Source organism: Affinundibacterium macrobrachii, assembly GCF_014652415.1.
Taxonomy (GTDB): Bacteria; Pseudomonadota; Gammaproteobacteria; order Burkholderiales; family Burkholderiaceae_D; genus Undibacterium; species Undibacterium macrobrachii.
The window spans coordinates 659,709-684,966 of the sequence record NZ_BMYT01000001.1 but is presented as its reverse complement, the minus strand read 5'-3'; the positions used below and the strand labels follow the sequence as shown (position 1 = coordinate 684,966).

Below are 25,258 nucleotides of genomic sequence, written 5' to 3'. Positions count from 1 at the left end.
TCTTTTCAATAAGATTAATTAATATGAATCAGTTTCGCTAGATCGTTTGCTTGGATTAACGATCTTTGCGTTCAAAGCCTCCAGCATTTTGATGATTTCGATAAATGCTGGGGGCTTTTTGTTTTTTGAGACGAAATGCTTGAACTTTGATTTACTTTCGTGGCGTCTAAAGCTTGTCTGTGAGAAACTATTGAAAATTATATTAAATCCGTATTTTTGAATAGTCAAAATGAACAAGCCCGATTTATTTTCGGTATTACATAAATATGCCAAATTTGCTCTCTAATTTAACTAAGATTATCAATGACAATAGCCTGCATCATGCATTCGCCGAATGTCTGAAGTTAATCTCTTTAGATGGCCGATTATTGCAGATTAACACAGCTGGCTTGGCGATCATCGAAGCTGAATTTTTTGAGCAGGTGCAAAGCATTAAAGTAGAGCAGTTAGTCGATGAGGAGTTTCGCGCTGATTTCATCGAGATGCTTGATTGTGTTTGTAAAGGCGAATCAAGAACACTGTCTTTTCGAATTACTGGCTTGAAAGGATGTTCAAACTGGATGGAGATGCGCGCCAGTCCAGTTCGGTCAGAGACGGGCGAAATCGTCGCTGTGTTTGGTATCAGTCGAAACATCACAAAGAAAAAGGCGATAGAACAAGCGCTGTTAGAGAGCGAGCAAGGCTTTCGTACTTTGATTGAAACCATTCCTCAACAGGTCTGGACGGCAGATGCGAATGGCGAGATCACTTATGTCAATCAGCGAACCGTAGATTATTTCAAAGTTTCAGCCGAAAGTATTTTTGGTCAAGGCTGGGAGCATTTGATACATCCCGATGATTTGCCTGAAGCGAGAAGGCGTTGGCATTTGGCGGTGTCGACATGTAGTCCCTATGAGGTCGAATTCAGATTGTTGCGCCATGATGGCGAATATCGTTGGCATTTGGCTTCGGCATTACCATTACGTAATCAACAGGGAACGGTATCGCAGTGGTTCGGTACAAACACCGATATCTCACTGAGCAAACAGCATGCAGCAGCATTACGCGATAGCGAGCGTAATTTAATTGCAGCGCAGGCTCGCGCAAAAATTGGTAGTTGGCAGCGAGACTTAAAAACCAATACAGCGATTTGGTCTGCTGAGATGTATCGTATTTTTGGCTTTGATGCTGACCATGCTCCGCCAACATTCGAGCAATTGATTGCGCGCGTGCATTTGGATGATCAAGCATCATTCATTCAAATGTATCATCAATATCGAGATCAATTTGAAGCGCATCAATTGGATTTTCGTTATTCACCACGTGAAGGTGAAACCCTATGGATAGAGGCAAAAAGCGAACCTTTGTTTGATGCCAATGGAAATCTAATCGCGTTAACCGGCACAGCACAAGACATTAGTGAGCGTAAGCAGATTGAGCAAGATTTAGAAGTATCGCGACAGTTTCTCGCAGAGTGTCAATCAATCGCCCAAATCGGTGGCTGGGAAATCGATTTGATTTCAAGAAAACTGACTTGGTCAGAAGAGACATATCGCATTCATGACACGCATCCTGAAGAATTTACGCCGACCTTAGAAACCGGATTGAGCTATTTTTTACCTGAATCCAGAAGCCGGTTAGTTAATGCCTTAGCACGCGCAACCGAGTTTGGCGAAGCCTATGATTTAGAGCTTGAAAAGTTCACTTTAAAGGGGCGAAAAATTACGGTTAGAACGACTTGCCATGTCACCATGAACGATGGAAAAGCAGTGCGTTTAACTGGAATCTTTCAGGATATTACCGAGCAAAAAATGTCTCAGCTCGCGCTAAAAAATGCGTATATCGAGTTAGAGCGTTCAAACGGGATGCTTGAGCATATCGCTCACTACGATGCGTTGACCCATTTGCCGAATCGCGTGCTACTGGCAGATCGTATGCAGCAAGCCATGCTACAAGCGCAACGCCGAGGAAACTCTTTGGCGGTTGCTTTTCTCGATTTAGATGGATTTAAAACCGTCAACGATGTGCACGGTCACGGCATGGGCGATGAGTTACTGATTGCGATTGCAGCTCGTTTGCGCGCCGCCTTACGTGAAGGCGATACCTTAGCGCGCCTTGGCGGTGATGAATTTGTGGCGATCTTGACCGATCTCGAAGATGGTAAGGATTGCGAACCGATTTTAAGTCGGCTACTGATTGCCGCCGCAGAGCCATTAAATTTGCATCATATTGAATTGCAAGTGAGCGCGAGTATCGGCGTCACGATTTATCCACAAGATGGAGTTGATGCAGAACAATTGCTGCGGCATGCTGATCAAGCCATGTACTTGTCTAAGCAGACCGGCAAGAACTGTTTTCATTTATTTGACGTCGCCCAAGATGCGGCGATCAAAGTACAGCGCGACGATTTGACGCAGATGCAGCGCGCTTTAATGCACCAAGAATTTGTTCTTTACTACCAGCCCAAAGTGAATATGCGTACAGGGCAAGTATTTGGCGCAGAAGCCCTAATTCGCTGGCAGCACCCGCTAAAGGGATTACTTGCACCCGCGAGTTTTTTGCCAGTAGTGGAAAATCATTTATTTAGTGTCGAATTAGGTGAGTGGGTCATTGCAACCGCGTTGGCACAAATTCACGTTTGGCAGAAGCAAGGAATCAGTGTTGCTGTGAGCGTCAATGTCAGCGCTATGCAATTGCAGCAAGTCGATTTTACGCAAAGCTTAGAGAAGCTGCTATCGGTATATCCGCGTTCGGTATATTCGATGTTGGAACTAGAAATTTTAGAGAGTAGTGCGCTAGACGATATCGATAAAGTTTCTAAGGTCATTTATCTGTGCCAAGGCTTGGGAATACGATTCGCCTTAGACGATTTCGGAACGGGTTATTCTTCTTTACGCTATTTGAAAAGACTGCCTGCTGAAGTATTAAAAATTGATCAAAGCTTTGTGCGAGATATGTTGGATGACGAAGGCGACTTGGCCATTATTCACGGTGTGATCGGCTTAGCTTCTGCATTCCAGCGTAGTGTGATTGCCGAAGGTGTCGAGAGTATTGCGCACGGTCAGAAATTATTGGAGATAGGCTGTGATTTGGCGCAAGGATATGGTATTGCAAAGCCGATGCCTGCAGACACATTTCCAACTTGGGTTCGTCAATGGCAATCGCCGTTTTAATAACTAATTTTTAAAGTGGATTGAAACGCGAATTGATCGGACGTTGGAACAGTTAGCAGCTAACAGCTAAATGTACATACGATATTCGTTAACACCAAAATTATGCGCAAATTTAAACGGTGAGAGCAATTTGTGTAAGTGGTGCATTTTGATTGAGTAAAGCGTAAAACAAAGAGCCACAGGTAGCCGCAATGCGACTTTCTGTGGCTATTTTTTTGCGACTGTTTATCCGTGAAGGGGGTGATGAAGGTTAGGTTGATCTATTTGATCGCCCAAGTAAAACTAATGAGACGTGATGTCATGCTTTCAGTCGGGTTGTTTGTATTGTTAGCTTGAGTTGGGTTGCTGCTATGAAAGCGGCAGTTTTTTAAGGCCGCCATCGACGCACGATCCAATTTTGCGAAGCCGCTAGATTCTTCAATTTTTGCATCGACGACGTTACCACTGTTATCGGTGGTAAAGCGTAACTTCACGATACCTTTCTCTTCTCCACGCAACATACTGCTGTCGTATTCAGGTGCGTTGCAGGCACTATTGGTCCATGGGTTATTCGTTTCGTTTGCGCTTGCAGCGATACTTGTGAAGCTCAGGCATAAAGCAAAGAGCGCGCGAGTGAAGATAGTTGAGTTTTTCATAGTAGCTCCATTTAGGTTAAGAAATAGGACGAATTCACATTAACTTTTGGTTAGGCTACGAGGTACTGTGTAATACATTCGTAGATTCTGTAGAGATCCTTGTGAAGTCGATGGAGCAAATATACGTGTGGATTTTGAATTGATGAAATGACGATTTCGCATGTGGATTATTCGCAAATCGTATAAAGTGCAGCCTCAGTTATAGACTGCATTTATCTGGTGCAAAAACGAATTGCCTCATGATGGCATTCCCAAAATGTGTGCAAATTTGGTGGATATTTGCCTAGTGTTTTTTGATTTGTGATTTTTTGGTGCAAATTATTTTTTTCGTGCTTAATCAAAAAAATTTATTTGAACTGTATTTTTTTCGGAACATATTGCGCCTTTGTTTGAATTTAAGTCTAGAAAGCAAGGGTGCTTGTTAAGCGCGACAATGATATCGAAGATAATTTGTAGGCGATTTTGAGATCGAACTGAAAAATCAAAACGAAAAATTAGCAAAAAAATTGAAGCAAAAATTAAAACAACAAAAGAGAATGTGAATTGCAAAAGAATAGAAACTCTTGGCGACAACTCGTCGCAGAAATATTGACGATCGCCTTAGCGGCGTTACTGGTGGCGATGAAATCATACAAAGTCGTCAACGATGAAACGCGCCTGCGACTTACTGGTGAATTGAATTTGGCGATGCTTGAGCAAGTGAAAGCGACGCTACAAAAACAGCCAACACTTATTAATACCTTGCAGTTTGAAGATTCGCCGGGCGCTGGTGCAGCCGCCACTATGATTCTCGATCAACTTGAGGCATTGATTCATCGATATGAACTACGCACTGAGGCACAAGGATATTGCGCCTCTGCTTGTGCTGCTGCGTTTTTGCTGGGATCTGGGCGAACTTTATTGCCCAGCGACGATGGCAAACCAACTTATTTAATGTTGCATGCAGTAAGACATCAAGGAAATGGTGAAGTAAATTATGGCAAGACCGAAGCGATCATAAAAAAAATCACAAGGAATAGCGGAGGCAAATTCCCTATGGCTTTGTTGAACCGTATTTTTGATGATGTACGCGGCAACGGTGACGGCGAGATTTATATCTTTCGTGTTGCACAACGCACGCCACAAGGTCGACATCATGTCTTCGTGTGTGATGGGCGACCACGTGTATTGATTAGCGAATGTGAAGCAATTCCGGATGTTACGCCGCAGAGTTTAGGTATTTTTGTTGAATAAAAAAATATCCCGATGCAAATTGGCTTTGCATCGGGATATTTGTTTTATCTAGCGTTTACTTTGCGTTTAATTCATTTGCAGTAGCTTATTTCTTTAAACACTTTTCCAAGAATTGATCTTGTTCCCACAATAGGTGCAAGATGTTTTCTTTTGCCGCGTAACCGTGACTTTCTTTCGGCAAAATCACCATACGAGCTGGCGCACCTAAGCCTTTTAATGCTTGGAAATAACGCTCTGTTTGCAGGGTGAATGTACCAGGATTATTGTCGGCCTCACCATGAACTAACAAGATAGGCGTTTTCATTTTGTCGGCATTCATGAATGGTGACATCTTAGTATAGACCTCTGGCACTTCCCAATAATTACGCTGTTCGCGTTGGAAGCCGAATGGTGTCAAGGTACGATTGTAGGCACCGCTACGCGCAATCCCGCAAGCAAATAATTTTGAGTAGGTTAATAAATTGGCTGTCATGAAGGCGCCATAGGAGTGACCACCGACGGCCACGCGTTTGCGATCGATATAACCGAGTGCATCGACCGCATCGATTGCAGCTTCCGCGTTATCAACTAATTGCGGTACAAAATTATCGTTCGGTTCGGTGTTGCCTTCACCAATGATAGGGAAGGCTGCATCGTCCAAAACTGCATAGCCACGTGTCGCCCAGTAAATAAACGAACCGTAACTAGGTGCAGTAAATGCGTTTGGATTATGTGTGCTTTGACCTGCTGAATCTTTATCTTTAAATTCTGCTGGATATGCCCAAATCAATAGAGGAAGTTTTTCCTTTTTGCTCTTGTCGTAGCCCGCAGGTAAGTACAAAGTGCCAGACAGTTGTACGCCATCTTTACGTGTGTACTTAATGACTTCTTTGGAAACGTCTTTCAAACCTTCATACGGATTCTTGAACTGTGTAATCGCGTTTAGCTGATTGTTCTTGATGTTACGGAAGAAGAAATTCGGATATTCATTCTTTGATTGAATCTGCACCAAGACATCGCCTTTAGCGAAATCTTCTATCGATTGAATGTTCTCAATTTTGTCGGTGTAAGTAGATTGATATAGGCGAGTTTTCTCCAAGCTATCAATCTGCATCGCGTCGATGAATGGGAATTGCCCTTTTTTGCTGTGACCAGCGCCGATCAAGTAAGCTTTATTATCTTCAATTGCGAGCACACGACGATCATATTGATTGCGCTTGGTTTCGAAGCGACCTGGATTCGCGTAGATGTCTTGTGAATTGCGATCAAATACTAAACGCGCTTTTTCTGCCGGATTCGATGGATTGAAGAAATAAGTTTTCTCGTTGCGCGTGTCATACCAAGAGTCTGTAATGACGGCTAACTTATCATTGCCCCAGATAATATTAGAAAATCGTTGTGCTGTTTTGATCAGTGATTTTGGAGCTTGATCGAAAGGTGCGTCCCAGCTGAACACCTCATCGCGATAATCGACTTTTTTCGCCGGATCACCACCATCCAGTGCAACCACATAGCTCAAGCTTGCAGGCTTATCTGCACGCCAAACCATATTGCGTTTACCTTCACGTGTCGCACTAAATCCCTTTGGCATAGTTTCAGTCAACGGAACTTCATTGACCGTTTTGATTGGTTTACCTGTAAGGTCTGTGACAATTGTTTTACTAGGAAAACGATTGACCGGAACAATATAAGAAAACGGTTTTTGAATTGTAGTTAGCATCACTAACTTGCCGTCGGGAGAAAAGCTTTCGCCCGCATACATATCTGCTTTCTTCCACAAGCTGCTCGTACCATTGATATTCACTTTGTGTAATTCAGAGCTAGCGATATTTTCGAAATTAATTTCGTCGTTACGATTCTTTAGTAGATCTGGATAAGTACGGTTTTGTGAAACGCTACCGTCAGCGTTTGAAATAATCGCACCAGTTGGTAAATCCTTGCTGGAATCAAGTAACGCAGGGCGATTTTTTGGCAATACTTTTACCAAAAGATTTTCACTGTCTTTAAACCAGATAAAAGGATTGTCTAAATTTGCATTGAGTTTCGCCGTGCTTAAGCGTTTTGCTTGGGCGCTGGCGACATCAATTACCCATATCTCAACAGCATTGCTTGTGGTGTGGGTGAACGCGATTTTCTTCTCATTTGGTGACCACGTTAAATTCGTAATAAGCGCATCCTTTGGCAAGCCTTTGACTTGCTGCTCCACGCTATCACTGACTTTGCGCAATTTCAGATTGTTAATGTAGTTGACTGAACTAGAAATATTGGTCACAGGATTAATTCGTAATCCACCCAAACGCATTTCGGATTGATTTAACTCATTGAGCGTTTTGAACGTGCTGCGATACGTCAACAACATGACATTTTTCTTCGAGTCCATACTCACCGCAGGCGCGCGCTCAACGTCAGCTAGCGCAAGAATTGACTGTGGTGGTTTTTGGTAAGGCAGATTTTCTTGTGCAATAACAGTTGAACTGATCCCGATACTGGCGATGCTGCTAGCCAGAATCAACATAGTAAGATTTTTTTTCATAGAGTTTTATCCTAGAGATGTGTGGAATTGATCTTATTCGAGAATATTATTTATCTTTATTAACAAGTCTCAGAGCTCAAAATGTAATAATAGTTCCAAAAAACAATTGAATCTCACGTGGTCACTTTCATTTAATTGTTATTTGGATTGTTTTTGATTAGCTATATTTATATAACTAAATTAAAACTATTGTTCGTTCGTTAAAATCGCGATGTAGAGTTCAATTAGTAGAGTGTGATGGTGAAGCTTGTCGATGCTTAAAGCGGGATCACGAAATTGCAAATGCCGATATATTGCGGAAAGATAAGCCAATGACTGTGATACGCTATGGCTTAGCTTGTCACGCTAATTTGGGGATCTATTTGGTCCTTCGAGTTTGAAAGTCAACTCGCCCCAAAAACATTGATTTTCTCAAAGAGCTTATAAGTCGAGCTCAGACTTAAGAAACTGAAAAAAGTGCTTGATCCAGTCGCCACAAAAATTCTCTCGCATTATCCATACTAAACACCATCGGTGGTTTGAGTTTTAAGACATTGTCGTAAGGCCCATCTGTCGAAAGTAGGATGCGGTGCGCTTTTAAGAACTCAATGATGGTATTGGCTTCTGCGGTCGCCGGTTCGAGGCTGTGACGATCTTTCACCAACTCGACGCCGATAAATAATCCCATGCCGCGAACATCCCCGATTAGGGTATGTTTCTGTTTTAATTCATTTAGCCCTTGTAATAGAACGTCGCCAACTTGCTTGGCGTGGGCTTGTAAGCCTTCTTGTTCAATCACATCCAACACTGCTAAGCCGATCGCGCAAGAGACGGGATTTCCTGCAAAGGTGTTGAAGTATTCCATGCCGGTGATGAAAGCTTGTGCGATTTCGGGGCGGGTGATGACTGCGCCCATCGGATGGCCATTGCCTATGGGTTTGCCCATGGTGACGATATCTGGCACCACGCCTTGTGCTTCAAATGCCCAGAAGTGATCGCCTGCTCGACCAAAACCAACTTGGACTTCATCGGCAATGCAGACTGCGCCAGCCGCGCGTGCATGAGCATACGCTGCTTCTAGGTAACCAGCTGGGAGCACGACTTGACCACCGCAACCAAGTACGGACTCGCAATAAAAAGCGGCAGGTTTTTCACCACGCGCATGAATTGCGGCAATGGCGCGTTGTAAGTCTTGCGCATAATGCGAACCTGCTTGTGGATCATCTTTACGGAAACGCCCGCGATAATCATCTGGTATTTCTGCTACTTGGATGTGAGCTGGTCGACCGCGCCCACCTTTGCCGTCAAATTTATAGGGGCTCAGTTCTATCATGGTCGGCGAATTGCCGTGATAGGCATGATCGACTACGATAATGTCATTGGCTTGGGTATAGGTTTTTGCGATGCGTAAGGCTAGATCATTCGCTTCGGTACCAGAATTAGTGAGAAATACCACTGATAATTCTGGCGGAAAAGTTGCGCTGAGTCGCTTCGCGTATTCCACAATATTGTCATGCAGATAGCGCGTGTTGGTATTGAGTTGTGCCATCTGTGCTTGACCAGCAGCGACCACCGATGGATGGCAATGTCCAACATGGCAGACATTATTCACCATATCGAGATAGGCATTTCCTTCTTGGTCGTATAAATATGCACCAGCACCGCGCACCATTTTTAAGGGCTGTTGGTATGACATACTTAAAGTTGGATTGATGTGCTGACGGCGCAGCGCGATAATTTCACTTGGGCTGCGGTTGGGAATTGGGGCGACAGTTGTGGGCATGATGGGTTATCAGTGAATTTAAAGTACGCTTAAAAATAAGTGCTGTAATTCGTGGTAATTCATGGCATCGAGTTGACGGATCAGACGACGCACACCTTTTTGTGAAACCATAATGTAGTCGTTGTCGGGATTGCGGCGATATGCACGCGTTGCCATCAAAATACTTTGACTCAGACGCGCCATAATTAGGTGATGCAAAACACGGATTTCTGCTTCGGTTAAGGGATATTGCGACTGATAACCTCGCAATATCGCTAAGATGCAATTACGTACCTCGGCATCTTCTTCTACATGCTGTAAAGCATAGACGATGGTGATCGCCAGATCAACGATGCGCAGATGTCGACACATATCACCAAAATCGATGATCGCATTGACACGTAGTTGGGTGTTTGTGTTGTTATTCACATCTGCGGCGACGATTACATTAAAGTCGTTAGCATCATTGTGAATCACCGACATCGGTAAAGATTGTTTCCAAGTCGCTTCATGTTCGGCAAAATAATCTGTATGGCGCGTTACCAATTCGCGTAAATCGTGTTCTTCTATGTAAGCAATCTCATCGCGTAGCGCTGGTAAATTGCTGATGCTCCAATCAACATATCTATCCATACTAGGATGTTCAAAGTTCTGTAAGCCGCGATCTAATTTACCAATTGCCACACCCAAACTGGTTTGTAGCGTTTGCTGATCAAGCTCTTTGCGTTTCGCGACATTTGCATAGATATCACCTTCGACAAAGCTGAGTAGGCGCATGTGACAAAGTTGTCCGTCTGCTGTGGTGAGTGGCAGAATGTGTTGACCAGATTGACTTATCATCACTTGCGGCAATGCCAAATCTGAACAGGTTTTGGCAAGGTGCAGTAAGGCGGCATTTTCAATATCAAGATCGGCATACGACCAATTTGGATTAGCGATTTTAAAAACGTAATTTGCCTGCGGGGTTTGAATCTTAAAATTGCGATCAGCGTAAGAAGGTAGTTCTTTGACGGTGCCTGTTATTTGCCAGTGTTGCTCGACTATGGCTAATGCTTGTGCTGGGGTGATGGTTTGCATTGTTTATGATGGGATTAATGCTGCAGTTACTTAAAATTGCGATAGCCGTGTAAGTTAGAAACTCCCTTCTCCCGCAAGCGGGAGAAGGGCTGGGGATGAGGGGTTTTTTGGTTCGGATAAAGTAATGCAATATGAAAAATTAGAATTTATTGTTAAGAGTTATTCAGGCCTTTATGTTTCTGAATCGCCCTTACCCTAACCCTCTCCCGCATGCGGGAGAGGGGATTGCAAAATTCAAGCACTGTAGGTCTTAAATAAAAATTTCTGCTTACCTCATCATTTGTCGTTCAATTTTCTAAACGGCCCCACAATCAAATATCAAAACTAATCCCTTGCGCCAAAGGCAAAGAATGGCTGTAATTGATCGTATTGGTCGAGCGTCGCATATAAGCTTTCCATGCATCCGATCCAGATTCACGACCGCCGCCAGTATCCTTTTCACCGCCAAATGCACCGCCAATTTCTGCGCCTGAGGGGCCGATGTTGACGTTGGCGATGCCGCAATCACTGCCAACATCCGACATAAACAACTCCGCTTCGCGCATATCGGTGGTGAAGATGCTGGACGATAAACCCTGCGGCACTTCATTGTTCCAGTCTACGGCTTGTTGCAAATTTTGGTAGCGCACAATGTACATAATCGGCGCAAATACTTCATGGTGCATGTGCGCAGTTTGGCTTGGCATTTCTACGATGGCAGGGCGCACGTAATAGCCGGTTTCTGAGCCTGTGACGATCACACGATCTCCGCCAAAGACAACGCCTTGGTCAGCCTTTGCTGCATTCAAGGCAGTTTGCATCGCTTCAAAGGCGGCTTGATCCACCAACGGTCCAATCAAGGTCGATTTTTCTAGCGGATTGCCAATAGGTAGGCCTGCGTATATCTTCTTTAAACGTGGCACTAGCGTATCGTAAATACTGTCATGCACGAACAAGCGGCGCAAGGTGGTGCAGCGTTGGCCTGCGGTACCGACCGCTGAAAAGGTAATTGCCCGTACCGCCATTTCTAAATCGGCACTTGGCGCAACGATCATCGCGTTATTTCCACCTAATTCCAAGATTGTGCGCGTCAAGCGTTTGGCACAGACTTCAGCGACTTGACGTCCCATGCGCGTGCTACCAGTGGCAGAGACCAAAGCGACACGCTTGTCTTCTACCATTTGTGCGCCAGTGTCGCGTGCGCCAATAATCAATTCTGCTAAACCGTCTGGCGCATCATTGCTGCTTGCATTGAAGCGTGCGACTGCCTTCATAAATAAGGCGTGGGTTGCTAGTGCGGTTAATGGTGTTTTTTCAGATGGTTTCCACGTCACGCTGTTGCCGCAAACAAAGGCGAGTGCGGCATTCCAAGCCCAAACCGCGACTGGGAAGTTGAACGCGGAAATCACGCCCACTACGCCGAGTGGATGCCAGACTTCCATCATGCGATGACCGGGGCGTTCCGAGGCGATTGTTAAACCGTATAACTGGCGTGACAGACCAACTGCGAAGTCGCAGATATCGATCATTTCTTGTACTTCACCCAAACCTTCTTGCAGAATTTTTCCTGCTTCCAAAGTAACGAGTTGACCTAAGGCGGTTTTATGTGTGCGGAGTTCTTCGCCAAATACGCGGATCAATTCACCACGACGCGGTGCCGGTACTTTGCGCCACGCTAAGAATGCGTTGTGGGCGCGGTCAATTTTTTGTGCGACTTGTGTCGCATTGTCGGCGCGTAAGCTTGCGAGTGGTAAGCCATTAATCGGTGAAATACTGGCAATATCATTGCCTTCATAGTCAGCAAGCGTAACGCCGAGTTCGATAAATAAGTTTTGAATTGTGGATGTCATAGCGTTCATTGATTATTGATTTTGTAGAATAGTTATAGGATTGCGTTTGGACCGCATTACGAGCCATCAAATAGTAAATAAGTAGCCACTAAGTAGTCGCTAATTGACCACTAAATAGTCAGTAGTATCAACATCGTTGTCGCATTACACAATGCAAATATGTTCACAGGCAACTTTTTTACTAGTGTAATTAAGCCTAGGTTTCAAACCAAAGTGCTGTTGATTTCTAGTGTAGCGATTTTAGTGCTTGGCAACAAAGGACATAAAGTTATGACTTGGTGACACAATGGAATTACACTTTTCCTGTTATTTAATCTTGTTTGTAAGGCACGCGACCAGTGGGCACGACACTTGAAGCATGTACACAATGACCATGCTGATCATCAAAAAACATATGCGGCTTGAACGCAGCGAGCACAGCCGATTTGTTGACACCACCCATAAAGAAAGTTTCGTCAATCGCGATATTCCATGCTCGCAAAGTTCGAATCACGCGTTCGTGTGCAGGCGAAGATCGTGCTGTCACCAAGGCAGTGCGTAAAGGTAAAGCGCGTCCATCTGGCGCTTTGAAGTTGTTTTGAATATACGATAGGGCAATCAGTAGGCGAGCGAATGGTCCTTCCGGTAGTGGTTTCTTTGCATTCTCGCGCTCATGTTGCTCAAAGGCTTCGATACCCTGTGATTGGTAGATTTTTTCCGCTTCATCAGAAAAAATCACAGCATCACCATCGAAGGCAATCCGAATTTGTTCAAGATCCACCACATTTTCTGCTAGTTGATACAGTAGCGCTGCTGCCACGCCAGCATTGATCGCTGCTTGTACATCATCTTCGTGCAAAGACAAAAATAGACTGACATTAAACGCTTGCAAATACGACGACAAAGAAGCGCCACCTGCTAACACGGCACGACTAATATCCAAGCCGTAATGTGCTATCGAATTGAAAATGCGTAGCGAGGTTTCTGAAGAGTTGCGCGACATAATCACCACTTCGACCAGTCGCTTATCCGCTGTTAGTTGATTGAGTTTTAATAGTGCTTTCACCAAAGCGAAGCCAGCACCTGGTTTGAGGATTTCATTTTCGTGCGCTAACTGGTGTTGGCGATAAGCGTCCAAACCTTGATCTTGAAAGATCGCTTCTTCGACTTCCAAATTAAACAAAGCCCGTGAAGAAATTCCGATCACTAATAATTTGTCGAGTGAATAAGGCATGTGTGTATTTGCTTAGATAGTGGGAAGTATTTTGTTCAGATGAGAAATCAATAAATCGATTTCTTCGACGGTATTGTAGTGTGCAATTGAAACGCGCACGACGCCACCGTGCTTTTCTAAATCTAGAGCAGTGATCAGATGGCGCGCATAAAAATCACCAAACCGTATGCCGATATGAAACTGGTCGATATACCGCACGATACTTTCTGACTGCGTGCCTTGAACGACAAAGCTAATCGTCGGAACGCGCGTGTTTTCACCTTCGTGAACTTGGCGCATACCGATGATGCGCACGCTCGATTTGGCGTTTAAAAAATCTAATAATCTCTGCGCTAAATAATTTTCGTGCGCCTCAAACTTATCGAAGGCGAATTGCATCAATTGACGACGATTACCTACACCACCAAATCGTTCGCCCATCGCGACCAAATAGTCAGCGATGCCTTGACAGCCATATGACAATTCAAAATTCACATTGCCTGGTTGTAGTTTGTAAGGCAGATTGTCTGCGGTGATAAAGAAATGGTTGAGATTGGAGAGCTTGAGTAAGAGATCATATTTTCCCCACAAAATGGCATAGTGCGGTCCAAATACTTTGTAAAAGCTAAAAACGACGACATCAGCGCCACTTGCTTGTACATCGACCAAACGATGTGGCGCATAGGCGACCGCATCGACACAGACACGTCCGCCAAACGCATGCACGCGGCGTGCGACTTCGGCAATTGGATTGATCGTGCCTAGCACGTTCGATGCAAAAGTCATTGCCAACCATTTCGTATTAGCGCTAAGTAATTTATCTAAGTCATCTAAATCGAGCCGCAATGTGTCGGTGTTCACTTGCCAGATTTTGATGACAGCACCAGCTTGCTGCAAGCGTTTCCAAGCACCGATGTTCGCTTCGTGGTCGGTATTTGTGACGATGATTTCATCACCAGTTTGGATACTCGGTAGGATCGCGTGTATCAGTTGAAACATGAGGCCGGTAGTTGAACCGCCCATCACTACTTCGCGATCGTCTGCGGCGTTGATGAATTCAGCAATCGCCTTTCTCGCCTCTAACACTCTTGTGCTGGCGAGGCTTGAAGTTGCGTAACTAGCGCCTAGTTGCACGCTGCTACTCAATAAATAGTCGTGAATTCGATCTGCGACGATTTTTAAAACTTGAGAGCCGCCAGCGTTATCGAAAAAAACGCATTGTTCGGTAATTTGAAGCGCAGGAAATTCAGCGCGAACAGCCTTGATTTCATTCGGGGTAAATGCTTGCATGTGCGTGTCGATGCCAAAGTAGAAACGGGCATAAACATACCATGATTCAGCCAGCGAATGGAATCAGCGGCAATCGCTAGCAAACATTTGCGATCAATCGCAATCAATTACAATTATGAAGAGAGGGGATAGGCTTATGCTTAACCCGCCTGCCCATCAGCTCTTGCCTTGATATAGATAGGCAACATCAAGCCAACCCAAGAAAGCAAAAGTAGTAACCAAACGCTAGCGGATAAGTTCATCATATAGGGAATCGTCGTCACACTCGCGGCAACCCGTAACAAAGCGGCAAGGTGTAAACAAAGGTAAATCGCCCATAATAAATTATTCACTTGCAGCGGACGACCACTATGCCCAAAGCTCACGCGGCTCACGAAACCAACTAACATGGTGCCCATAAAACCTAAAGCCAAAGCATGTACCATTGCCGAACCTATTTGCGCACCGAACGCGCTTGCTGCTTGCAAGGCGAACACAATCGCAAGCCAAGCAAAGGATAAATGCAACATCGCCAATAAACGATTTTGCAAGCTGCGGAATAAACCCCAGCGCCATGAAGTATTGGCAAAACTAAAACTGAGCAAAGTCGCGATCATCGCTTCGATTACGTGCGCGCCTAAAATGCCAGCAATCGCCAAGCCCCAACAAGCAGCGATCCAAGAACCTAATAACCAGTATGGACGCCACATGGTGTAAGGCTTGATCACATTGCTACTAAAGAAGGGCAGCATACGATGGCAGACTGTCAAAAATACCGGTAACAAGAAGGCAAAAAAAGCTAACTGACGCGCTGCGATCCAAGCATCACTTAAACCAGCACTCCACAACAAGGCTGAAAATATCGCCAACACGCCGCCACCCATTGCCAACAATAATGCTTGTGGATGGCGTTTATCTTTTACTTGACTATGGATCACCAGCCGCGCCCAACGTAAAGTCACTGCGCACCAAGCCGCCAACGTCAAAGCAAAGCCCGACATGCGTAAAGGAGGGAGTTCTAAGCTGGATGCAATTAAGACCAATACCAGGCCACCGAAATAAGTACCGCCATGTAGTAAAAAATTATGCGGTGGTTCATCTACAGCTAACCACTTTGGCCCAGCAGTGAATGTAAAACCCAAAATGAATAAAGGGAAAACGCCTAAAGGCATCAACAAGGCATGCAAAGGCACAGCCAAGTTTCGACCACTTTGTAGATGTAACCACCACCATGAAAATAAAATCAATACAGCAATCGCACCGAGAAAAAAATACAGACGGTGAGGAGCAAGGGCTAGGCGTTTCATGGCAATCTCTTGAGGCTAGGGTGGTGCATAGGGAATGGTAAACAGCATAATCTCAAACGCTCGGCCGTGTTTTGACGGAGAACAAGAGCGATGTTGAAAGTGTAGTCTTCGCGCGGGGGAGTGCCAGTGCAGCTGCACTTGGACGAGAAAAAACTAGATGTCGGTCAAGTTTTGTTGAATTGTGTTTGATTTGCAAGTCGATGCAATTCGATGTAATTCGATCAAGCCTTGATCAATCACCTTGCTGATATGGGCACGCTCATCCGGATGCGCTTCGGTATGAAAGTGTTTGCGCACGCCTTCTTGATTCAGAATCAAATGCACGGTGGCGCTCACGCCAGCTTGTTGTAAGCAGGCTTTGACGCAAGCAAGTGCGCAGCCGTCTAAAGCTAAAATCGGGCGACCTGAGTGAGCTAGCTTTTGCAAGGATGGAACGCCTCCACCAACGCCGCTAATGCAAGACATTTGCGCACGGCCAGTTCTATCTAAATCGAGTGCACAATCGTTAGCGAGTTGTGCGACGCTAGAACAGCCGGAACAGGAATATACCAAAGGTAGTTGTGCTGAGATGGATGTGTTGTTTGACATGGGCGTGCAATTGAATACTTGTCGCTTAGGTCGCGCTCGCAGTCAATTTTTCTGCAAGCCGATTTAGCCATGCTGGACGTTCACTCGCATCGATCCAATATTTCACCGCAATCCCCAATTCCGTGTCACCTTCGATTTTTAAGCGGCGGCGGAAGAATAGTGTATCTGCATCTTCCAAGGCAGTGGCAAGTTTTAAGAAATCCATGGCACAGGCGCTGAGGCTAACGTCAGTTGTTTGAAATGGTATCGCCTTAAAACGGCCTTGGTCGCAACGGAAGCATAGACGTAGGCCGAGATCTTCGACCTGAATTTGAAAGGTTCTGCCATATAGATTTTCCGGTGCGATCAGCCAACTACGTTGGCGCGCAAGTTCTAGCATCAACATCAAAGGCGCACCCGCAATAGGTGAGGGCAGACGTTGGCCGATTTTCTCGAAGACGGTGGGAAAGCGAAATTCAGTGAGGTTCATCATAAACTCGAAATTAAATTGCTTGAATCGGTATAGTTTGCCATTGCATGCCAGAGCTGCCGTTCCAGTATCCATTACAGCGTTCTGCTTGTGGCGGTAAAAATTGCGCGTCAATCACAGCTGCTTGTTCGCGACGGCGCGCGGTGTCGAAGGCGTGAACAATTTGTTCCATGTTTTTGGATTGCACTTGCAGGCGCAAAATATCCACCTGTAAGTTCTTCAACGTAGGAATTTGCGGGCTTAGATCGAGACAATTCGCACTTTGGGTTTGTATGCCGTTTATCGTTAAAAAATCGCTGTGCTCGCGGGTTTGCAAGGCCAAACCATCGGGATAATGTTCACAGCGAAATTCACAATTATCTTTACGCAGACGATGATGACGTGCGGTGAAGCAGCGTGACGAAAATGCCAGCGCCATGCGTCCCCAAACTTGTACTTCGGTTTCTAAACCTTCTGGACGTTGCGCTTGTAAAGCAGCAAGATCAGTACCACTGAGTTCGATCGGCGGCGTAAAACGCATCGCACCTAACTCACGTAGCCATTGTAAGGTGCCAGTATGGTACACATTGAGATGCGGACCAGCGACAAAAGGCCGTCCTTGCATCGCGCGCACCGCGCTAAAGTCATTCGCCTCGATTAGCAAGTCTTCCGCCGCTGCGGCATCGATCAATTTATGCATGGCGCGGCGATCTGCTTGGTTATCGATTAAGGTCAAGGTAGAAAGAACAACCTGTTTCCCCGTATCACGACAAGCCTTCGCCAAACTAATCCAATCCGGCAAACGCATGACATGCCGACGTGAACACACTACTTCACCCAGATAAATAACATCCACAGGCCAATGCATCGCCTCTACATAAAACCGCATCGTGGCTTCTTTAGACCAGTAATAGGATAGTGGTGCGAGGGAGAGTTTCATAAGTTCGCTTTGTTTATATTTTCAAATAAAGGGCAGTGTATGTGGCGAAATAGTATTCTTTTGTAGGGCGGGGGCAACCCGCGCCGCCAAGACGTGATGCACGCGTGACCAATGTAAGTGCACCGCGGGTTTTACCCTTATTACGTTGTTTTGTGCATTTTCTGAACCGCCCTCACCCTAACCCTCTCCCGCTTGCGGGAGAGGGGATTTCGTGTTCTTAATTAGATTACAGTAGTACCAAGAGTAGTTTAGAAATTCAATGTCAGGGATGCAGTACAAGGCGCCAAGCACAGCAATACGTCGGTATTGCGAGCATTGGCAAGGCAGTAATGCGTCCCTGAGATTGGATTTATAAACTGCTCTTACTTCCAGGGACGTTCGAACGCCCCTTGCGTCACCTGCGCCCCCTCAGCATGTTTGGCCAAGGTCGCATTCCAATCCGGTCTTGCCGTATACCGCTCAGGATCACGCTCGGCAGAATCTAAAGCTGCACGCAAGGTGCCAACCACTTGCGATACATAATTCGGACTACGTTGACGACCTTCGACCTTGATTGCTTTCACGCCCATTTTGAGCAACTGTGGCAATAGGCCAATCGCATTTAAACTCGTCGGCTCTTCCAAGACGTAATCGACTTGACCTTCAACCTCAAAGCGACCCTTGCACAAAGTCGGATAACCCGCCGCCTCATTCGGTGCATAGCGATCAATCAAAGTACCACTCAAACGTGCGGATAAAACCTTATCTTTTTCTTCCCAACTGACTGCGTGCCCAGGTGAGCAGACGCCTTTATTGTTAGGCGAATCGCCAGTGACATAACTCGATAATAGGCAACGTCCTTCCGCCATCACGCACAAACTGCCAAAGCCAAATACTTCAATTTCTACCTCAGTCTGACGTATGATTTTTTCGATTTCTGTTAGCGTTAGCACGCGCGGTAACACCGCACGGCGTATGCCAAATTGTTCGCGCATTAATTCAATCGCATCGACGGTGGTGGATGAACTTTGTACCGATAAATGCAACCGTACGTCGGGATAACGATGGCGTGCATACGCCATCAAACCGGGGTCGGCCAAAATGATGGCGTCGGCTCCTAGTAAAACCGCGGTATCGATGGCAGCGTGCCATTCTTGCGCTTTTTGTGCTTGCGGATAGGTATTGATGGCGAACAGTACCTGCTTGCCACGCTGATGGGCGTATTCGACACCAAGCCGGATATCGGCATCGGTAAAATTGAGACCACCAAAATTACGCGCATTGGTGGCATTGCGTAAGCCTAAATAGACGGCATCCGCGCCTTTGTCGATGGCGGCTTTGAGCGCAACTAAGCTGCCAGCGGGCGCTACGAGATCGATTGTTTTCATGCGCAAGATGGTAGCGATAGGGATGCTAGCCGTCTTTGTCTTAGGTCAATGAAATGATGGATGCTCAGTGGTTCTGTTGTACTAAGTGCAGTCTGCTTTATTGATAGTGAAGACAGATCTATAGCTTTGCCTATTTTTTAGGCTATGATGAAGTGCTTACTTGGGACGAATATGTCACCATATTTCTCAGCGCATAGGCTGCGTCCATATTGCAGTCATAGTTTGTTCACAGTTCGTCACATCATGAAGTTTGTCGTTTGCTAACTTGAATGGAGTCAATGATGAAACCTAGCCGTTCTGATGTTCGTATTCCGTATCGCATGACCACGCTTAGTTTATTTTTTATTGCCGTTGGTTTGTCGACTTTGTCACAGACAAGTTTGGCGCAGACAAAAAATAAAGCCGCCGCTCCAATCAAATCCTCTGCTGCTAAAGAAGTCGTCCAAGTTGTGAAGCCGCCATTCGCCTTGGCATATATTGATGTCGCCACCACTGCGAGTGATATGCCTGGCGGCAATTTGATGGCTGGTGCCGCGCAGGGAGCGCAATCGGGTGGTGGATTTTTTGGTGCCTTGACTGGCATGGCGAAAGGAGCAATTGGTGGTGCTAGCGATCGCGGCAATGTATTTGGTAATACACACGGGCTGGGTTTTGCTGGTGGCAAGTTTATTGATATTTCGGTGTATACCAGTAAAAATCCCGGACTGAGTGAAGCGAAGCAACTTATTCCTAGTGTCATGAGTTTAGGTGAGAGTTTGCAATTAAATGCACCAGTGCCAGAGAAGCCAGTGCACATACCAGTCGATGAAAATCCTATCGAACCGACGTATGAAAAACCAAAGGGAAAAATTTCCGTTTATTGGGGCTGTGGTGACACTATCCGTCCAGGTCAGCCACGTAGCTTGGATATCGCGACCGCATCATTAGAGGATTACGCAAAATTTTTCGTAATGCGCGGCAAAACCACAAAAGGCGCGCGCTCGCAGCCGGGACATCCAGCTTGGCCGAATAAGGTCGACGACAGAAAAGTGCCTGATACCGCATCCTTGATTGGACAGCATCAGTTTGTCGGCAATGGTATTCCTGAGAGTTTTAAAGTGAATCTAGGTGCGCCACAAGATTTGATGCCCGCGATAGAACTAAAGCAAAGCAAAAAAGAGGGCGCGATTGCATTGGAATGGAAATCGATTCCGCATGCGCGTGGTTATTTTTTTGCAGTGATGGGTGGCAAATCGGATGGCAATACGGGTGAAGATGCCAGCGGTGAAATGATTGTTTGGACATCGAGTGAACTTGCCGATTTTGGCTTTGGCTTATTGGACTATCAATCGAATCAAGATATCGATAAATGGATTAAAGAAAAGGTGATCTTGCCAGCGAATGCGACACAGTGTGCTGTACCGAAAGGAATTTTTCCTGATGGAAGTGGCGGAATGTTGCGCATGATTGCCTATGGCTCGGATGCGTATTTTGCCTATCCACCACGGCCAGAAGATCCTAAGATCGCATGGGAGCCAGATTGGCAAACCAAGGTACGTGTGAAGTCGACGTTTACTTCGATCTTAGGTGGTATGGGTGACATGGGCGAGAAGTCACCGCCAAAGAAAGAAGAAAAGAAAGGTAAAGCGACTGATTTGCTAAAGAGTTTATTTGGTAATTAATTTGGAGCGCCTTTGAGCTTAATGCCAGTACCAGCATTGACCTTAAACTCAAACTTAAACTCAAACTCAAATTCAAATTCAACGTCAAACTCAAAGCCAAGCGCGCTGGATTTTCGATACTCAGTTTAGTCATCGCTTTTGTCTATCTTCGGGTTCGATTTTCAGCGTGATGTATGCTGCAAAATCTTACTGATTTGTTGTGTTGGTCTGTGGTTTGGCTGGAGTGTTTTTGTGTTAGCTTCATGTATTCACTGACATGGTGAAAATAGTCGCGTCCAGCAAACTTTTATTTTTAGCCTCATAATCCCCAGTCTCAAATTCTAGCCAAATACCATCGTTTGCAATTGGCATGATTTAGTGTCATTACCGTTTTCATCAACCTAATTTGGAGAGTGATTATGAAATTCCGTTTATCTAGTATGGCTTTTGCCTTGGCAGCATTGACTGCTGGCACGACTGTGGCAAGTACGCCAGCTTTCGCTGATGCGCCGATGGCGAAGTCGGCAGCGCCTGGTTATTACCGTGTGATGTTGGGCGATTTCGAAGTTACCGCTCTGTCTGATGGCGTAGTCGCTTTACCTGTCGATAAACTGCTGACGAATACACAGCCTGAAAAAACCATCAAGGCGCTACAAAAACATCATCTGAGCACACCAACTGCAACTTCGGTGAACGGGTATTTGATTAATACAGGAAGCAAATTAGTTTTGATTGATACTGGTGCGGCGACTTTGTTTGGGCCAACTTTGGGGCGTTTGGCGAATAGTTTAAAAGCTGCTGGTTATACGCCGGAACAAGTCGATGAAGTCTATATCACGCACATGCATGGTGATCACGTTGGTGGTTTGATGAATGGCGATCAATTAGCGTTTCCAAATGCGATCGTCAGAGCTGATCAGCACGATGCGGATTTCTGGTTGAGTCAAGCAAATATGGATAAAGCGCCAGCTGAAGCGAAGGGCGCTTTCCAAGGGGCGATGGCATCGATAAATCCTTATGTCAAAGCAGGAAAGTTTAAAACCTTTAATGGCGATACGGAATTGGTTCCTGGCGTAAAAGCAATCGCAGCGCGTGGTCACACACCAGGGCATAGTGTGTATGCTGTCGAGAGCAAAGGGAAAAAGCTGATGCTATGGGGTGATTTGATGCACGTTGCGGCGGTGCAGTTTGAAAATCCAACTGTGACAATTTCATTTGATAGCGATAGCAAGGCCGCCATGGCACAGCGGCTCAAAGCCTATGCCGACGCGGCGAAGCAAGGCTATATGGTAGGAGCGACGCATTTATCATTTCCAGGTCTGGGCTATGTACGCAAAGAAGGAAAAGCTTACGCATGGGTTCCAGTTAACTATGTGCCAGTGAAGTAAAACCAACTATTAATTTTTGCGATAGCAAAGTTCGTATTTCTTAATTGAGTAGCGGCAGATATGATCTATATCTGCCGTTTTTTTTATGTGCTATTTTTTTGCTCCCTTTTAATTCTTAAATTATGACAATTGCTTCAACCATACCAAATCAAGATGTTCCATTCATTCGTGAAATCCAAGAACAAGACAATGCCGCAATTGCGCGCGTGATTCGTAGTGTGTTGCTTGAGATGGAGGTGCCCAAAGTCGGATCAGCCTATGCCGATCCATCTTTAGACTATATGTACCAACATTATCAGCAAGATAAAGGCAAGTATTATGTTGTCGAGCTAAACGGAGAAGTTGTCGCGGGTGGCGGATTTGGTAGTTTGCCAGGTGCACCAGCGGAGGTTTGCGAATTACAGAAAATGTATTTGCTGCCCCAAACGCGTGGTTTAGGATTGGGGCAAAAATTAATCGAGCGATGCATTGAAGACGCCAAGAAAATGGCCTATACCCAATGCTATTTAGAAACCTTGCCCAATATGCTGGCGGCGCAAGCTTTATACAAGAAGATGGGATTTGCCTATATTGACCAACCGATGGGGAATACCGGTCACTGCGCTTGTCCAGTATGGATGCTAAAGAAGTTTTAGTTGCTAGTTACGGCAGTCGCAAGCTAAAGCGCGCGCCTTGGTAGTTGGATAAAGTTATCTCGCCAGCGCGTCCTTGATTTGTATGCAGCGCCACAATCTTATGCGCTAGACGCAGTCCTAGACCAGTGCCAGCGGCACTGACTGGAACGTTTTCTATTGCCGTTTCTAGCATCGTAATCGGATAGCCATCACCATCATCTTGTACACAAATTTCAAGATAATCGTCTTGCACGTTGATACTGATGATAATTTTTTTCTTCGTGTAGCGTAGCGCATTTTGTAAGGCGTTTGCTAATACCATTTGAATCAGATTGGCATCGTAGAACCATAGTTCTGGTGCATGCGAAAGCTGGGTTTCGATTGTGCACCCAGTCGGAACTTGATGTTGACTCGCATAGAGTCGAACGAGATCGGCAATCAACTCATGTGGATCTTGCGCTTCGATTTGCACGTGCAAGCTGTGAGTTTCAGAACGATAAAAGCACAGAAGTTGGGTCAGTGTTTGTGAAGAGCGGAGCGCAAGTTCGCGATTCTTTAAATCGCCGCGGGCATCCGCTTCTGCGGCTAACTGCGCGAGATTATTTTTAACATCATGGATATGTAGAGCGGCAATTTCAGAAAAAATATCACGCGTAGTCATTCGCCAATTTCCTGTCGATATTTGCTTTGAATTTTAATTTGAAACGCGTTAATCTCTGCGAGCTTGGGATACTGATCATTTTGCGCGACGACCGCATCTTGAAACTCTTTGGCGCGAGTAAACTTAGTTAGATCAAATCCATTTGTGAACACATCCATCAAAATCGATAGTGCTGCGTTGGATAAAATCTGTAAATTATTGGGTAAGCGCAGCGCCGCCTCCGTAAGCATCGCTGCAGCTTCAGTGTATTGACCTGCACGGGCTTTTTGTACCGCATCATTGTTCAGGTTAATCACTTCTTTGACGGAACTCTCGATCAATTGTTTCGCGACATCTGCGCCGCCATGATCTTTAAAAATAGCACCGATATCCTCTTGCAGTTTGTTCGAGTCGGGATTGTTTTGTACCGCTGCTTTGAGGATGTTAAACGCCAGTTCTTGTTTGTTCTGTGCCAAGCAGGCTTTTGCCAATGCCAAGCTAGTCGCTTCGGTGGGAATGCTACCATCATCGGTTAGTGCAAGCTCTAAGGCTTTTTCTGCCAAATCTTTATTGCCCAATTTGCTCTGTGCAACCGCTTCGTAAGCTGCTAAAAATTTCATTTCTGTGGTTTCTTTGAAATGATCTTTTGCGTCTTTGATCACGTTGACTGCACGCTCTAATTCGCCGGTTTCGGTTAACGCATTGCATAGTTTGGCATAGTCTTTTGAATCGCGTAGTGGTGAATTCTTAGTTTGCTTGACGACGATGCTCAGTGCTTTATCGACTTTGGCAAAGTCGCCCGTTGATTCTGCTAGATTCGCGATCGAGCGTTGGCGAGCGAGCGAGTGGGGTGCTATTTTGCAGGCACTGTCGAGTACGCTTAAGGCCTTTTCTGTATCGCCCGATTCGCTATGAATTTTGCCTAGCAAATCATAGGCTGCTAGTAATCGTGGATTCTCTGTAATCAGACCTTCTAATAATTGCCCAGCTTGTTCCCCGTCACCCTTGAACTTGAGTGCGCGCGCTAAACCAAGTTTGGCCCACGGCATTTCACGTATCTTCAATGCGTTTTGATAGAACAGAATTGCTGCATCGATTTGATGCAGCATCAATAAGGCATTGCCCTTAATTCGCATCGCATCAACAATGTATTTATCTTTGCACGCAATAATTTCGTCACATGCTTTGATGATTTCTGGCCACGCACCTTTGTCTTGTAATTTATCAATCGCGGCAAGTCTTGTTTTGCGTTCCAATAAGCGTTCTAGCCGTAGCTTTAAGGTTTCACCAGTAAATGGTTTAAGCAAGTAATCATCGGGCATACATTCGGCTGCTGTGATGACGCTATTAAAGCCGGTTTCAGCGGTTATCATGATGAATAAGGTGGCGCGGCTAATCGCATTGTTCGTGCGCAAATACTCTAAGAACTGCTGACCATCAGTTGCTTCACCGAGGTAGTAGTCGCAAAAAATAATGTCAAAACTTTTTTGTTGAATTTGATTCAGCGCTTCTTTGACATTCGAGGCGAGGCTGACATTGCTTACACCGAGTGATTGCACTTGATTACGCATAGTGGTGCGCATATCGGGCATGTCGTCGAGTATCAATACCTTTTTATCCGAGAAGGAAACGACTGGAGATTGGTTTGCTGTAGTATTAAGCATTTGGTCTCATCTCGCCTTTACT

19 protein-coding genes are annotated in these 25,258 nt (G+C 45.4%); 5 read left to right on the top strand and 14 right to left on the bottom strand.

What is annotated here, in order from left to right; translation table 11 throughout:
- The first annotated feature begins 266 nt into the window (after positions 1–266).
- Positions 267–3,152, top strand: a complete 2,886-nt coding sequence (locus tag IE103_RS03150) for a bifunctional diguanylate cyclase/phosphodiesterase (RefSeq protein WP_229827034.1) — start codon at positions 267–269, stop codon at positions 3,150–3,152.
- Between the two features lie 260 nt (positions 3,153–3,412).
- On the opposite strand, the gene IE103_RS03145 is transcribed toward IE103_RS03150, so the two are convergent.
- Entirely contained in the window at positions 3,413–3,787 is a 375-nt protein-coding gene (locus tag IE103_RS03145) for an energy transducer TonB (protein ID WP_189344527.1), read from the bottom strand.
- Between the two features lie 543 nt (positions 3,788–4,330).
- Here IE103_RS03145 and IE103_RS03140 point away from each other — a divergent pair.
- Positions 4,331–5,020, top strand: a complete 690-nt coding sequence (locus IE103_RS03140; RefSeq protein ID WP_189344526.1) for a hypothetical protein — start codon at positions 4,331–4,333, stop codon at positions 5,018–5,020.
- A gap of 85 nt (positions 5,021–5,105) precedes the next feature.
- On the opposite strand, the gene IE103_RS03135 is transcribed toward IE103_RS03140, so the two are convergent.
- The 11 genes from IE103_RS03135 to ubiU all read right to left on the bottom strand — a co-directional run bounded on the left by IE103_RS03135 (position 5,106) and on the right by ubiU (position 19,290).
- Entirely contained in the window at positions 5,106–7,532 is a 2,427-nt protein-coding gene (locus tag IE103_RS03135; protein ID WP_189344525.1) for an alpha/beta hydrolase family protein, read from the bottom strand.
- A 439-nt stretch (positions 7,533–7,971) separates the two neighbouring features.
- A complete protein-coding gene (locus IE103_RS03130; RefSeq protein WP_189344524.1) occupies positions 7,972–9,294 on the bottom strand; it encodes an aminotransferase class III-fold pyridoxal phosphate-dependent enzyme in 1,323 nt (440 codons plus the stop codon).
- Between the two features lie 18 nt (positions 9,295–9,312).
- Positions 9,313–10,350: a phosphotransferase gene (locus IE103_RS03125; RefSeq protein ID WP_189344523.1), complete on the bottom strand. Its 1,038-nt coding sequence runs from the start codon at positions 10,348–10,350 to the stop codon at positions 9,313–9,315.
- A 311-nt stretch (positions 10,351–10,661) separates the two neighbouring features.
- Positions 10,662–12,188 carry an L-piperidine-6-carboxylate dehydrogenase gene (amaB, locus tag IE103_RS03120; protein WP_373295221.1) on the bottom strand — a complete coding sequence of 509 codons (1,527 nt, stop codon included), beginning with the start codon at positions 12,186–12,188 and terminating at the stop codon, positions 10,662–10,664.
- A gap of 301 nt (positions 12,189–12,489) precedes the next feature.
- Positions 12,490–13,392: a 5'-nucleotidase gene (locus IE103_RS03115; protein ID WP_189344521.1), complete on the bottom strand. Its 903-nt coding sequence runs from the start codon at positions 13,390–13,392 to the stop codon at positions 12,490–12,492.
- Positions 13,393–13,404: 12 nt separating this feature from the next.
- Positions 13,405–14,661 carry a cysteine desulfurase-like protein gene (locus IE103_RS03110; protein WP_189344520.1) on the bottom strand — a complete coding sequence of 419 codons (1,257 nt, stop codon included), beginning with the start codon at positions 14,659–14,661 and terminating at the stop codon, positions 13,405–13,407.
- A 140-nt stretch (positions 14,662–14,801) separates the two neighbouring features.
- Complete coding sequence (locus IE103_RS03105) at positions 14,802–15,947, bottom strand: NnrS family protein (protein WP_189344519.1); 1,146 nt, start codon at positions 15,945–15,947, stop codon at positions 14,802–14,804.
- A 153-nt stretch (positions 15,948–16,100) separates the two neighbouring features.
- Positions 16,101–16,535, bottom strand: coding sequence for a putative zinc-binding protein (locus IE103_RS03100; RefSeq protein WP_189344518.1), 435 nt, complete (start codon positions 16,533–16,535; stop codon positions 16,101–16,103).
- Between the two features lie 25 nt (positions 16,536–16,560).
- Complete coding sequence (ubiT, locus tag IE103_RS03095; RefSeq protein ID WP_229827033.1) at positions 16,561–17,007, bottom strand: ubiquinone anaerobic biosynthesis accessory factor UbiT; 447 nt, start codon at positions 17,005–17,007, stop codon at positions 16,561–16,563.
- Between the two features lie 10 nt (positions 17,008–17,017).
- A complete protein-coding gene (gene ubiV, locus IE103_RS03090; RefSeq protein ID WP_189344517.1) occupies positions 17,018–17,923 on the bottom strand; it encodes a ubiquinone anaerobic biosynthesis protein UbiV in 906 nt (301 codons plus the stop codon).
- A gap of 362 nt (positions 17,924–18,285) precedes the next feature.
- On the bottom strand, positions 18,286–19,290 hold the full coding sequence (gene ubiU, locus IE103_RS03085; RefSeq protein WP_189344516.1) for a ubiquinone anaerobic biosynthesis protein UbiU: 1,005 nt from the start codon (positions 19,288–19,290) through the stop codon (positions 18,286–18,288).
- A gap of 278 nt (positions 19,291–19,568) precedes the next feature.
- On the opposite strand from ubiU, the gene IE103_RS03080 reads away from it, so the two are divergent.
- From IE103_RS03080 to IE103_RS03070, 3 genes are all read left to right on the top strand, one after another.
- Positions 19,569–20,951, top strand: a complete 1,383-nt coding sequence (locus IE103_RS03080) for a hypothetical protein (RefSeq protein WP_189344515.1) — start codon at positions 19,569–19,571, stop codon at positions 20,949–20,951.
- Between the two features lie 419 nt (positions 20,952–21,370).
- Positions 21,371–22,318: an MBL fold metallo-hydrolase gene (locus IE103_RS03075; RefSeq protein ID WP_229827118.1), complete on the top strand. Its 948-nt coding sequence runs from the start codon at positions 21,371–21,373 to the stop codon at positions 22,316–22,318.
- A gap of 122 nt (positions 22,319–22,440) precedes the next feature.
- The gene (locus IE103_RS03070) at positions 22,441–22,953 is read left to right on the top strand and encodes a GNAT family N-acetyltransferase (RefSeq protein WP_189344513.1); all 513 of its coding nucleotides are present in this window, start codon (positions 22,441–22,443) and stop codon (positions 22,951–22,953) included.
- A 7-nt stretch (positions 22,954–22,960) separates the two neighbouring features.
- Here the strand turns inward: IE103_RS03070 and IE103_RS03065 are convergent, their stop codons facing one another.
- Entirely contained in the window at positions 22,961–23,593 is a 633-nt protein-coding gene (locus tag IE103_RS03065; RefSeq protein WP_189344512.1) for a sensor histidine kinase, read from the bottom strand.
- Complete coding sequence (locus tag IE103_RS03060; RefSeq protein ID WP_189344511.1) at positions 23,590–25,236, bottom strand: tetratricopeptide repeat-containing response regulator; 1,647 nt, start codon at positions 25,234–25,236, stop codon at positions 23,590–23,592. The genes IE103_RS03065 and IE103_RS03060 overlap by 4 nt, the downstream gene beginning before the upstream one ends.
- Between the last annotated feature and the right edge of the window lie 22 nt (positions 25,237–25,258).